The organism is Clostridium estertheticum (genome assembly GCF_018861295.1).
GTDB classification, from domain to species: domain Bacteria; phylum Bacillota; class Clostridia; order Clostridiales; family Clostridiaceae; genus Clostridium_AD; species Clostridium_AD estertheticum_D.
This window is the reverse complement of the sequence record NZ_JAHLDM010000046.1, coordinates 1-13,197: the sequence shown is the minus strand read 5'-3', so window position 1 is coordinate 13,197 and position 13,197 is coordinate 1. Positions and strand designations below refer to the sequence as shown.

The 13,197-nt window shown below is 29.9% G+C and carries 13 protein-coding genes; 5 read left to right on the top strand and 8 right to left on the bottom strand.

The features are described 5' to 3' along the window. The 3 genes from KPL54_RS26905 to KPL54_RS24970 all read right to left on the bottom strand — a co-directional run. On the bottom strand, positions 1 to 154 hold a 154-nt coding region (locus KPL54_RS26905; protein ID WP_216109211.1), incomplete at its 3' end, for a hypothetical protein. Positions 155 to 394: 240 nt separating this feature from the next. Further along, positions 395 to 820, bottom strand: coding sequence for a flavodoxin (locus KPL54_RS24975; RefSeq protein WP_216109210.1), 426 nt, complete (start codon positions 818 to 820; stop codon positions 395 to 397). 269 nt (positions 821 to 1,089) lie between these two features. Further along, positions 1,090 to 2,163 (bottom strand): undecaprenyldiphospho-muramoylpentapeptide beta-N-acetylglucosaminyltransferase, encoded by a 1,074-nt coding sequence (locus KPL54_RS24970; protein ID WP_216109209.1) that lies wholly within the window; start codon positions 2,161 to 2,163, stop codon positions 1,090 to 1,092. 220 nt (positions 2,164 to 2,383) lie between these two features. On the opposite strand from KPL54_RS24970, the gene KPL54_RS24965 reads away from it, so the two are divergent. The 4 genes from KPL54_RS24965 to KPL54_RS24950 all read left to right on the top strand — a co-directional run bounded on the left by KPL54_RS24965 (position 2,384) and on the right by KPL54_RS24950 (position 3,489). After that, entirely contained in the window at positions 2,384 to 2,575 is a 192-nt protein-coding gene (locus KPL54_RS24965) for an alpha/beta-type small acid-soluble spore protein (RefSeq protein WP_216109208.1), read from the top strand. A gap of 106 nt (positions 2,576 to 2,681) precedes the next feature. Beyond that, positions 2,682 to 2,867 (top strand): alpha/beta-type small acid-soluble spore protein, encoded by a 186-nt coding sequence (locus tag KPL54_RS24960; RefSeq protein ID WP_216109207.1) that lies wholly within the window; start codon positions 2,682 to 2,684, stop codon positions 2,865 to 2,867. A 62-nt stretch (positions 2,868 to 2,929) separates the two neighbouring features. After that, complete coding sequence (locus tag KPL54_RS24955; RefSeq protein ID WP_171296481.1) at positions 2,930 to 3,115, top strand: alpha/beta-type small acid-soluble spore protein; 186 nt, start codon at positions 2,930 to 2,932, stop codon at positions 3,113 to 3,115. Positions 3,116 to 3,306: 191 nt separating this feature from the next. Continuing rightward, entirely contained in the window at positions 3,307 to 3,489 is a 183-nt protein-coding gene (locus KPL54_RS24950; RefSeq protein WP_216109206.1) for an alpha/beta-type small acid-soluble spore protein, read from the top strand. A 165-nt stretch (positions 3,490 to 3,654) separates the two neighbouring features. Here KPL54_RS24950 and recJ read toward each other — a convergent pair whose 3' ends face one another. Next, complete coding sequence (recJ, locus tag KPL54_RS24945; RefSeq protein WP_216109205.1) at positions 3,655 to 5,424, bottom strand: single-stranded-DNA-specific exonuclease RecJ; 1,770 nt, start codon at positions 5,422 to 5,424, stop codon at positions 3,655 to 3,657. Positions 5,425 to 5,426: 2 nt separating this feature from the next. Further along, a complete protein-coding gene (locus KPL54_RS24940) occupies positions 5,427 to 6,683 on the bottom strand; it encodes a M16 family metallopeptidase (protein ID WP_216109204.1) in 1,257 nt (418 codons plus the stop codon). Between the two features lie 163 nt (positions 6,684 to 6,846). Between KPL54_RS24940 and KPL54_RS26900 the strand changes: the two genes are divergently transcribed. After that, positions 6,847 to 7,314, top strand: coding sequence for a GtrA family protein (locus KPL54_RS26900; protein ID WP_216109203.1), 468 nt, complete (start codon positions 6,847 to 6,849; stop codon positions 7,312 to 7,314). A gap of 44 nt (positions 7,315 to 7,358) precedes the next feature. Here KPL54_RS26900 and KPL54_RS24930 read toward each other — a convergent pair whose 3' ends face one another. The 3 genes from KPL54_RS24930 to KPL54_RS24920 all read right to left on the bottom strand — a co-directional run bounded on the left by KPL54_RS24930 (position 7,359) and on the right by KPL54_RS24920 (position 12,917). Continuing rightward, entirely contained in the window at positions 7,359 to 10,265 is a 2,907-nt protein-coding gene (locus KPL54_RS24930) for a DNA topoisomerase IV subunit A (protein ID WP_216109202.1), read from the bottom strand. 80 nt (positions 10,266 to 10,345) lie between these two features. Next, positions 10,346 to 12,307 (bottom strand): DNA gyrase/topoisomerase IV subunit B, encoded by a 1,962-nt coding sequence (locus tag KPL54_RS24925; RefSeq protein ID WP_216109201.1) that lies wholly within the window; start codon positions 12,305 to 12,307, stop codon positions 10,346 to 10,348. A gap of 223 nt (positions 12,308 to 12,530) precedes the next feature. Next, complete coding sequence (locus tag KPL54_RS24920; protein WP_216109200.1) at positions 12,531 to 12,917, bottom strand: hypothetical protein; 387 nt, start codon at positions 12,915 to 12,917, stop codon at positions 12,531 to 12,533. Positions 12,918 to 13,197 lie beyond the last annotated feature (280 nt).

Sequence of the window (13,197 nt, the reverse complement as noted above, 5' to 3'; positions counted from 1 at the left end):
CAAATACATTTTTTGTTCCTTTAGCTGCAAGTTCATCACAATATTCTGCCATCGTTGATGATGGTGTTATAGGGTAAATTGCTGCAACATCAGTATATGCATAGGCAACATGTGCCGCTGCTGTATTTCCGTCCATAGTTTTCATTTTTCTCATTTAATAAGCCTTCTTTCTTAAATAATATTATAAAAATTGTTTAAACGCTTTTATTTAAATTAAATGTAAGAGTATTGTATTAAAATATCTCTATACTTCAAAATAATAACTTTCTAATAGATTTTATGCAAAACTAGCTAACACTTCTCAGCGTTAGCTAGACATGATGAACCCTTGTAATCTACATATTATGTAACTTACCTCATCATTTCATAGTTTTACATGTTTCTATAAAAAAACTTATTTAACCAGGCTTTTTCCCATTTCTTCTGCTTTAACTAATTGTTCATTAGTAGGAGCCTCGTTAACTGTTATGTTTTGTACAACATTAAATTCATATTCTTTCATTAACCTTACCCATTTGTTCATAAATTCTCCATTATCCCATCCATAAGATCCAAATAAACCTGTGATTTTATTATTAACTGGAATCAATTTAAATTTATCAATAAAAGGTTGCATTTCTTTTTGATCAATATTATTATTGTCCATTGATGGACTACCAAATGCAACTACATCTGCATTAGTTACATCTTCAACCGATGCTTCGCTAACTAGTTTAAGTAGTACCTGAGCACCTGCATCCTTTGCACCTTTAGCAATGTGATTTGCTAAAACTTCAACGTTTCCGCCGTTACTCAAGTAAATTATTGTTAATTTTTTCATTACTATCACCCCATACTTTCATATTAATAGATAGTCTACGTTACAATTTAATTATACATCAATATGAATAATATTCAAGTATTTTCGTTATAAATACTACAATATATTTAAAAATAAAATACTGTATAAACACAACAAGTTAGTGTTATAGAACAGTTTCTCAAATAATATTCTCTAAATGTGATAAAACATTGTTAATGTTTTATCACATTTTACTAACCACTTGTTCTCTCTTATATTATAAAAAGAACGAAGAAATTTTACCTTCTTCATCTTTTTCTATATTTTTCTATTAATTCTACTATTAAATCAATACTTTTTTCAGTATTGCTATTATTCATATTTTCAATATATTTATTTTTATCATTATACAATTCCTTAATTTTCATTTCTACATTTTCTGGTGTTAAATCTTCATCTTGAATAACCATACTATACCCACTTTTTTCAAAAGATCTTGCATTAAGTATTTGATCACCACGACTAGCCTTTGCTGATAACGGTATTAATAAATTAGGTTTTCTTAGAGCAAGTAATTCAAAAATAACATTTGCTCCTGCCCTAGATACAACAATATCTGCACTAGCCAATAAATGAGGTAATTCGTCTTTTATATAATCAAATTGCTTATACCCCTCTTTGTCCTGAAGCGATTTATCAATATTGCCACTACCACAAATATGAATAACATTATATTCTAATAATAATTTATCAAGCTTTGCCCTTATAATCTCATTTATAACTTTAGACCCTAGACTACCACCGATAATCATAAGTACTGGTTTTTTATTTTTAAAACCACATATTTGGTTTCCTTTAATTTTATTTCCTTCGAACAATTCACGCCTGATAGGATTTCCAGTTACAACACCTTTTCCATTTTTTAATTCTTTTAATGCTTCTGGAAAAGTTACACATACTTTTGTGCAATAAGGAGATACTAACCTATTCGCAAGTCCTGGTGTAATATCACATTCATGTGCAATCACTGGTACTTTGTTGAAAAATGCAGCAAGCACAACAGGAACAGAAACAAATCCACCTTTAGAAAAAACAATATCCGGTTTTTCCATTTTAATAATTTTTTTCGCCTCAAAAATGCCCTTAATTACTTTTAAAGGATCTGTAAAGTTTTTTAAATCAAAATATCTTCTAAGTTTCCCGCTAGATATAGGAAAGTACTTAATATTTTCACCCTCTATTATTTTCCTTTCTATACCTTCCTTTGTTCCAATATATTCAATTTCATAACCTAACATTTTAAGTTTTGGTATAAGCGCAAGATTTGGTGTTACATGTCCTGCTGAACCTCCACCGGTCATTATAATTTTGTGTTTTTCCACTTTAACACTCCTTTTAAAACATGCTTTATTCAGTTTATACTATCTTATTATATACTAATTAGAATAAGAAGTTCAGTATTTATAAAAACTTTCATCATCCACAATTTTCTAAACAACTTACGATTTTCAAAATTATCCTTCAATCAACTAATATAAAAAAAGAGTATGCGGTTAAACTACTATCATCAAGTAATCACCAAAATAAAAGGAGGCAATTATTATGGCAAGTAGAAATAGACAATTAGTACCAGAAGCAAGAGCAGGACTTAATAAATTTAAAATGGAGGCTGCTCAAGAAGTCGGAGTTAATTTAACAGATGGTTACAACGGCGATCTTACTTCTAGACAAAATGGATCAGTAGGTGGACAAATGGTTAAAAAAATGGTTGAACAGTACGAGAAAAACTTATAATTAAAACCTATATTTTCCTTGTTTACCTCTAATAATCTATTATATATTTCTAACTAATGCACAAGATATTATCATAACAAAAATATATTAAAAGGAGTGATTAACAATGGCAAATAAAACATTAGTACCACAAGCAAAAGCAGGTCTTAACAAATTTAAAATGGAGTCTGCTCAAGAAGTTGGAGTTAATTTAACAGATGGTTACAATGGCGATCTTACTTCTAGACAAAATGGATCAGTAGGCGGACAAATGGTTAAGAAAATGGTAGAACAATACGAAAAAAACTTATAATTTAAATTTCTAATTAACAAATCATTTCAACAAAAATAAATTATAAAAGGAGTGAATTAACAATGGCAAATAAAACATTAGTACCACAAGCAAAAGCAGGTTTAAACAAATTTAAAATGGAAGCTGCTAAAGAAGTTGGAGTTGATTTAAAAGAGGGTTACAATGGTGACCTTACTTCTAGACAAAATGGATCAGTAGGCGGACAAATGACTAAAAAGATGGTAGAACAGTACGAGAAAAATTTATAATTAACATTTTAAAATTGGTTAAGAGGTATATGCAAGTCATATGCCTCTTAACTTTTTTATTTTATTTACTTACAAATATTCATTTGGAATACTTTACTTTCCTAATTTCCCTCAAATATTCTATTATAAATTTCTTATTTCTACACAAGATACTATCATAACCAAAATAAATTATAGAAGGAGTGATTAAAATGTCAAACAGACAATTAGTACCTGAAGCTAAAGCTGGATTATACTCATTCAAAATGGAAACTGCAAAAGAATTAGGAGTCAATTTTTCGGATTACAATGGTGACTTAACTTCAAGAGAATGTGGTTCTGTGGGTGGACAAATGGTTAAAAAGATGGTAGAACAATATGAAAGAAATTTATAATTTAAAAGAATAATAGTAAGGGCACATAGATTTTAGTCTATGTGCCCTTACAAGTTTAATTACATTGCAGCTCTGCAGGAGAACAGCTCTGAAAGAGATGATTTAATAGCTCCACAGGAGATACAGCTCTGAAAGAGATGATTTAATAGCTCCACAGGAGATACTTTAACTAAGTTTAAATTCTAAAATTTTAAGTTGAATTGATTTACGTCCATTATATTCATTGATTTGAGGTGAGTAAATTAAGTCTAATTTCATCCCTCTAGGGTTTGTTAGATAATTCATATGCTCTTCTCCATATCTATCTTTTAACATTTCTATAAATTCATCTACCCTATTAAAAAATATTCCATCAATAGTCTTATTTAATCCCGGCATCACACACTTTATTTTTATTGTATTTGCGCTCTTACCTAAAATATCTATTTTTAAAATAGGAATATTTTTCTCAGCAAGTAAAGGTGACGAATTTCCTTTACCAAATGGTTCTAACTGTTCTAACTCGTTTATCATTTCATAATTTATTTTACCAAGTGGCATTCTCTGGTCTATTCTTATCTTAGGTTTTATATCCTCATCTGTTAATGTACAAATAAGATTTAATTTTTTCCTTAGATTTTCTATATTTTCTTCTTTTATTGAAAGACCCGCTGCCATTGGATGACCTCCAAATTTTTCAAGTAATTCTTTACATTTTATTAATTCCTCAAACAAATTATATTCTTTAATAGATCTTGCCGAACCTTTAGGAGTTTCTTTTCCTTTTGTTAATACTATTGTTGGCACATTAAAAGTTTCCCTAACACGCCCTGCTACAATCCCTGCAATACTCTCATGAATAGTATCCTTATAGATTACTAATACTTTATCATTTTTAAAAGTTGAATTATGTATAAGTTCTATAACTTCCTCCACATTTTCTGTAGTCATTTCTTGTCTTTTCTTATTAAGATCAAATAATGTTTTAGCAAGCTCTTTTGCTCTATTTTCTTCCTCACATAGGAGCAATTCAACTGATATAGCTGCAGATTCGAGCCTTCCAGTAGCATTAATACATGGTCCTATTTGAAAACCAACATGATAACACTTAATCTCTTTGTCATTAATGCTTAACATTTCCTTTAAACACCTTAAACCAAGATTTTTTGTATTAGTTAACATATCTAAGGCATTTTTAGCAATTATCCTATTCTCATCAACTAAATCCACGACATCACAAATAGTTCCTATCCCTGCAATTTCTATAAATTCATTTGCAAATTTCACATCAATGCCAATTTTTATAAATAATGCTTGTACAAATTTAAAAGCAATACCGGCACCGCATAAATTCTTAAATGGATAATTACATTCTTTTTGTTTTGGGTTAATAACAGCATCTGCTGGTGGTAACTTAAAGGTTCTTTCCCCTGATTCATTTTCATCAAATTGTAGTTCATGATGATCAGTTATTATAACAATCATACCTAATTCTTTTGCTAGTTTCACTTGATCCATAGCTGCAATTCCATTATCGCATGTTAAAACAACTTTAAACCCTTCATCATTTAGTTTTTTTATCCTATCACTATTTATACCATAACCTTCATGTTCACGATCTGGCACGTAATATTCTACGTTAGCCCCAGAACGTTTTAATCCCTTATACATTATAACGGTACTTGTAACTCCATCGGCATCATAATCCCCGTAAACAACAATTTTTTCTTTGTTTTCTATTGCGAGTTTTATTATATCTATAGCTTTTTCCATATCTTTCATTAAAAAAGGGTCATACAAATCATCTATACTTGCCCTCATAAATTTTCTTATGTCTATTTCATTATCAAATCCTCTATTAATTAAAATCTTAGCTACAACTGGACTTACACCTGATTTATTTGAGAGCGAAATAACATCCTTAGATGTATTTCTTAGTAACCACTTTTTCTCCATATTTATCTCCTACTTTCCACATTTGGCATCAGAACCTGCACCGTAGCATTAACTAAAACCTTGTTTACTACATCCATTATCTCAGAATCTGTAATGTCTTTCATTACTTCGAATTCAGAAAATAACTCAAAAGCATCCTTATACATAATTTCATATACGCATAAGCTCACACTAGTTTGAATAGATTTTTCAAGTGCTACCATTCTACGCAGTTTATAACTTTTACACAATTTTAGCAAACATTCCTCATCAAAAAAGTTTCTAAGTTCCTTAACTTTTTTTATTTCAAAATCAATAATTTCTATAGTCTTTTCAGCATTTTCATTTGAAGTTCCAAGTGATATAGTAAAAAGTTTTATTCCTATTTCATTTTTAATCTTACTACTTATATCATAAACAAGACCTCTCTTAGTCCTGACTTCATCAAACAAAATACTGCTTGTACCGTCTCCAAAAACTAAGTTAAATAGTTTTAACGCACTAACTTCTCTATATGTTAAATTATGTATTGGGAAACAATACTGGATTTTAGCACCTTGCAAGTCATCTCTATATTCATAATAGATACCTGGTTTATTATTTTCGTACATGTTCGCTAAATTTTCTTCCATAATGCCTTTTTCAGGAACTAATTTAGCCTTCATATTACCAATATATCTCTCCACTATTTTTAAAATTTCTCTAAGATTCAAAGAAGATACTACACTTATTACGCAATTATCAGCAGTGTAATATTTCTCATAAAAATCCTTAATTTGCTTAACGGTAATGGAGCGTACACTTTCCTCAGTTCCTATAATTAGATCCTTAATCCTTCTCTTTTCAAACCCATTATAAAACATTGAATCTTCACAAAATTGATTTGAATCATCCTTCCATTCTTTTAGTTCGGCGCAAATTACTTCTATTTCCTCGCAAAAGCCTTCTTTGGGAAAACAAGGCCTTAAAAGAATATCTGAGTAAATCTCAAATCCTTTTTCAAAATCCTCATCTAAGGTGGTGCCATAATATACTACGTACGGATAGTTAGTCATTGCATTACAAAAACCAAAAGTTTCATCACATAATTTATTTATTTCATATTCACTGCGTGTTTTTGTACCCTTAAAAAGCATATGCTCTACCACATGAGCAACTCCTAAATTTTCTTTTTCCTCTCTATTTGCCCCTGCATCAAATCCTATTGTAAAAGAAGTTAAATTATTTTCAGCCCTTTTATATAATAATTTCATACCATTCATTAACTTTATTTTTTCCATATACTCACCTTCGCTTCTTTTTTTTGAAATGTTTTTGTTTTATTTTATTTTGTTTTGTTGTACACTAATGTAGGCTTACTAATATTGCAAATAATTTCATTATATCTCTTTTTAAAGGTGGTGACTAATTTCTTAAACAAATTTCATTTAAGAAAAATATTATATGAACAATAAAAATAAAATAAATCAGTCCCTAGCTCAATTTATTAAGTATTCTATAGTTGGTGCTTTCAACACTGTAATAGACATTGGTGTATTAAACATATTATCATATACTACTGGCATAACTCATGGAAAATTTTTATTTCTTTTTAACTTCATCGCATTTTTAATTTATTCGATTTGCGGTTATTATTTAAATATAAATTACACTTTTAAAGAAAATGAAACAAAAAATGCCTACTTTCAATATTCCGCTTTACTATTTTTGGGTATGATTTTAAATAGCTTTATTTTAGTACATTTAACACGTAGGAATCCCTTGATTCATATTTTGCATCACCATAGAAGTATGGCTCACTTAAATCATCTATGGCTTAACATATCCATGATAATAGGTTGTACAATATTAGGTCTTCTTGGATTCTTTATTAATAAATTTTTTATTTTCAATAAAAAAAAGGCACTCTAAAATTAAGTTTTATTTAACTTTTAGTTTGTGTCTTTTTTATATTTCTATTTTAAAGTAACCGTTTCTATATAATCATCTATGAGGGAACTAGTTAAGTTTTTTCCTCTACCTGCTCTATTTTGAACATTTATATCATCGAGTTTTATAATTTTATTTTCGCCACCAAACGAACTGACCATCAAACTTAAATTTTCGTCATTTATGTCATTTGATCCTTCCGCAGTTTTTGCATCTATCAAATTTACAAATATAACTTCATCATTCTCTTTTAAGCTTATTCCAGTTACCCCTGATGCACCTTTGCCCATAAAATTAATTGTATTTACATTAAATCTTATACACATTGCTTTTTTCGTCACGATTATAGCGTCTTTGTCTAACTTATCGTCATTAACTTTTACAAAAATTAATTTATCTTCTTGTGTTTTAAGTTTATATACCAAAGTAGAATAGAAATCTCCTTCTAATTCACAAAGTTTAGTTCGTTTTGTAATTCCTTTCTTTGAAAAGAAGTATAGGCTTTTTTCTTCATTAAAATTATCAATGGAAATTATCTGGGCTATTTTATCGTAAGCATTAAAATTATCGAGAAGAGTATTTATGCACGTACCCTTTATAGTAATATTCTGAACCATATAGCTAGGTAATTTATGAACTAACCCATTTTGCGTAAATATTAGTAACGTAGCTGTTGATTTAGTATATGTACTTAATTCTGTATTAGTCTTTCTACTTGATATTTTTATAACACCTTTTGCATTTAAACTAAGATAAAATTCTTTATAATCGTAATCATTTGTATATTCAAGTTTTACCACTTCATCACCAGCAGTTAGATTAAATAACTGAGTTCCAATTACATTTCTATCTGTGGCTTTAAGATTAGGTTCCTCTATAGAAAATTCTAGACCCTCTTTAGTAATTATCTTTATATAAGCTTCTTTTCTTTTTTTCTCAGTTAATCTAATATCAATAAGTTTTTCATTTTCTTTTAGTTTTAAAGCAGATAATTTAGAATAACTTGTAACAAATTTATCTAAAAATGTTTTCTTAATATTTCCTTTGTTTGTAAAAAACATAAATTGCTTACTTGCAGATAAATCGCCTAATAAAAAAGTAGCAATGATTTTTTCTTTAGTCAAATCCATTCCGCGAATAAGGGTATCCAGTCTTTCGCCTTTTTCCTTCCACTTATATTCTGGAACTAAATCTCCTCTTAATTGATAAACATTTCCTATATTAGTAAAAATCATCAATGTTTCTTTAGTATTGGTTCCAATTGAATCTGTATTAAAGTCTCCCTCTCTATACTCAATATCACAAGTATTGACGTTAGACCTATTATAATATTTCATAGGAACTCTCTTTATATAACCATCATTAGACAAAGTTATCATAATGTCTTCGACTAGTATTATATCTTCAACTTCTATTTTTGCTTCACTATCATCTTCAATAATTTTAGTTCTTCTTGGATCATTATATTTTTCTTTAATTTCTAAAATTTCTGTCCTTATTACATTAAGAAGTTCTTTCTCACTTCCAAGAATTTTGTTGTACCCCTTAATTAATCCTTCTAACTTCTTATATTCCTTTAAAAATATCTTAAGTTCTAGTCCAGTTAGCCTATATAACATAAGTTCTAATATCGCTTCAGCTTGAATCTGCGTAAAATCAAACTTAGCTATAAGGTTTTGTCCAGCATCTTTTTTAGATTTTGAACCTCTAATCGTTACAATAATTTCATCCATTACATCTATAGCCTTAATAAAACCCTCTATAATGTGGAATCTGTTTTTTGCGGCCTCAAGTTCCATTTGAGTCCTTCTAGTCACAACATCCTTTTGATGATTTAAATAGTGTTTTAGAATAGTTTTAAGACTCATTGTTTGAGGTTTTCCATTGGCAAGTGCTACCATGTTAAATGGCACATTACATTGGAGTTCTGTTTTCTTCATTAAGTAGTTAAGCACCTTTGTCGCAATATCCCTATTTGTAGACTTCTTAAATTCAATAACTGATCTAAGTCCAGTTCTATCGGATTCATCTCTAATATCTACAATGGATTCTAGTGCTTTCAAATGCTTCTTCTCAGCTGTCATATCAGAAATAGATTGGAGTAATTTCGCCTTATTCTTCCTATATGGGAACTCTGTAATAACTATACCTAGTCGTCCACTTTCTAAAACCTCAATTTTCATTTTAGAACGTAGCGTTACTTTGCCCTCTCCAGTCTCATAAGCAGATTCTATAGCATTTCTACCAATGAGAATACCACCTGTTGGTAAATCTGGTCCTTTAATATACTGCATAAGCTGTTTTGTTGTAATTTCATTATTATCAGCATAAGCGAGTAACCCATCAATTACCTCCCCTAAATTATGAGGGGGTATGTTTGTAGCTATCCCTACTGCAATACCAAAGGTTCCATTAACTAGCAAATTCGGATATCTCGATGGCAATACTGATGGTTCCTTCTCTGTATCAGAATAGTTATTTACCATTTCCACAACGCCTTTATCAATATCCCTTATCATTTCAAGCGCAATAGGAGAAAGTCTTGCTTCTGTATAACGCATAGCAGCAGCGTTATCCCCATCTTGACTTCCCCAATTTCCATGCCCATCTATCAAAGGTTTCCTTGTAGAGAAATCTTGAGCAAGTATTACCATTGCACCATAAACAGAGCTATCTCCATGTGGATGGTATTTACCAAGAATATCCCCAACAATTCTTGCTGATTTATAATAAGGTTTATCTGGAAATGCTTTTAGCATATATGCGCCATAAAGAATTCTTCTATGTACTGGTTTTAAACCATCTCTCACGTCTGGAAGCGCTCGTTCCCTAGCAACCTCAACAGCATATGGGAGGTAATTATCTGGCATTGCTTCTTCAATTGGTGTCATTATTATATTATTATCTTTTGGTATTTCAATTTTTTTTGCCATTTAAAAATTCCTCCTAAATCATCACCTACAGTGCCGTTCATCATCACCTAATGTGATGCTAACGACTTTTAAAATAATCGTTAGAACTCTGCATATTTATACATGTAACTTTTTCTTGGTGCAACCACATCTCCCATTAGAAGTGAAACCATTTTCTCAGCTTTTGCTGCATCTTCTATAGTAACTTGCTGAAGAGTTCTCGTAATTGGATTTAGCGTAGTTTCCCAAAGCTGATCGGGGTTCATTTCTCCAAGTCCCTTATATCTTTGAATAAACGCACCTTTACCAATTTCTTTTTTAGTCTCTTCTAATTGCTCATCACTATATGCATACTTAGCAACTTCTCCATTTTTACTAGCCTTATAAACCTTATAAAGTGGTGGCATTCCCATATAAAGATGACCATTCGCAATGAGTGGTCTCATATATCTATAAATAAAAGTCATCCATAATGTTCTAATGTGGTATCCATCAACATCTGCATCACTTAAAATAATTATTTTACCATATTTTAATTCTTTTTCACTATAATTTTCGAGTACTCCCGTTCCAATGGCAGTATTAAATATTTTTAACTCTTCACTAGCTAATACATTTTCTAGCTTTTGTTTTTCTGTATTCATAATTTTACCCTTAGATGGCATTATAGTTTGAAATCTTCTATCACGAGCTTGCTTAGCACTTCCACCAGCTGAATCTCCTTCAACCACAATAAATTCTGTAAACTCTGAATTTTTTAATGTGCATACCGCAATTTTACCTGCAAGAGGTGATGCTCCCTTACCTATCTTTTTTCTTTCCGCATCATTAATTTTTTTTATTTTGTCTCTTCTCGATGCTGCCGAAATGGCATTATTTATTATATTAGTAGCCATATCTTTGTTGTCTTCTATCCATTCTAAAATTTTAACATAACAAAGCTCATTCATCATGCTATACGCCTCATTATTACCTAGCTTGCTTTTAGTTTGACCTTCAAAGATTGGATTACTTATTTTAATTCTAACTATTGCAGTCATTCCTTCTCTTAAATCGTCACCTTCAAAATCTTTATCCTTGTCTTTCTCTTTCAAAAGATTAAGTTTCTTAGCTCCATCTTTAAAAGCCCTTGTCATCCCAGTTTTAAAACCGGTCTCGTGAGTTCCAGACTCTGTAGTCGGTATATTGTTAACGTAGCTAGCAATGTATTCTGTAGTAGAATCAGTAAACTGCATACACACTTCGCCATATAATTGTATCCCATTTATTTCTTTTTCACCTTGAAAAAATATTGGTTCCTTATGAAGAAGTGTCTTACTCTCATTTAGATAGTCAATAAAATCTAATAATCCTCTATCTGAGTGATATTCCTTTATAGCGTTTCCTTCTTTTCTATTATCAATAAAAACTAACGTAATTCCTTTATTTTGAAAAGCCAATTCTTGTAGTCTCTCATCAATAAAATCCGAGTTAAATTCAAGGGTTGTAAATACCCTCGAATCCGGCATAAACGTAATTTTACTACCTGTTTCTTTTGACTGGCCAATCACCTCAAGCTTACTTACTGGTGTACCTGGCATAATTCTTTTTAACTCCTTATCAAATGAATATTCAAATCTTTGAGAGAAAATTTTTCCCTTTTGTTTTATTTCAACAATCAACCATTCTGATAATGCATTTACAACCGCTGCTCCAACACCATGAAGTCCACCAGAAGTCTTATAATTTTTATTATTAAACTTTCCACCAGTGTGAAGTTCTGTAAACACCATTTCTACACCAGATTTATTTTTTATAGGATGTATTCCTGTAGGAATACCCCTACCATTATCAACAATAGTAACACTTTTATCTTCATTTAATATTATTTTAGCTTTATCTCCATAGCCATTAGCTATCTCATCTATAGAGTTATCTAATATCTCCCATATACAATGATGTAGGCCTTTGCTACCTGTAGAACCTATGTACATGCCTGGTCTTATCCTTACAGGCTCTAGCTTTTCTAGAGAAGTTAAGTCTGTTACATCATATGTTTGAATTTCTTCATTTTCAAAACTCATAAAAATCCTCCAGTAAAATTTTATCATACATTTGCTATTTTATATGTTTATTCACAAAAGGTAAAGAGATTTTAATAAAAAAATAGAACGTTAGTTTCTATTTTTAAGAATAGTTTTATCCTTTTATATTATTTTCACCCTATTTTATAGAAAAATATTGACCAGCAAATTATAACTTTTCTGCCGGCCAATACCGTAGTTTACTTTAATTTTTGCCGCCACCTTACTTAATTGTTTTATTAGTTGCTGGCAATAATGCCACCGCTACTCTTATTAAATATTTTAAACTTTCACCATCTATATTTTTTTTAAACCCTAATAAGCTAGTAGCATCTTTCGCCAATTGAATAGCTTTCTCTTCTTTAAGGGCATTATCGCTATTTCTATAATTAATTTCTACATTTTGTACAACTTGTGAAATAATTCTAAGAATTGTTTTTGCATTTTCGGGTGTAGATTCACTGGTAGTTAAAGATCCAAGTATTACAGAAGCAAACCCAAAATAATCATCTTTTAAATTACTATCTTTATCCTTTAATAAGTAAGCTAAATAAGCAAGTCCCATTACTAAAAACACTATTAATACATATTGTATAATTATTTCTACCATCACGTACCCCTCCTTATTTGTTTTTATATTACTTATATGCCGCTCAAATAAGAAGTGATACTTTTTTTAACTAAATTGTACTATAAATAAATTATTGAAATCCTAATGCTTATATTTGATTAAGTTTTGATGTTATCTTTTAATTGTGTTATTAGAGTCTAAATAAATAGTATCTATAATTTTTTTTAATGATTTATCATATACTATAATATTTAATCCAGCGTGTTTATTTAGATTTTCAACCCCATTTAAAACTATACTTGGTATTTTTTCATCAACA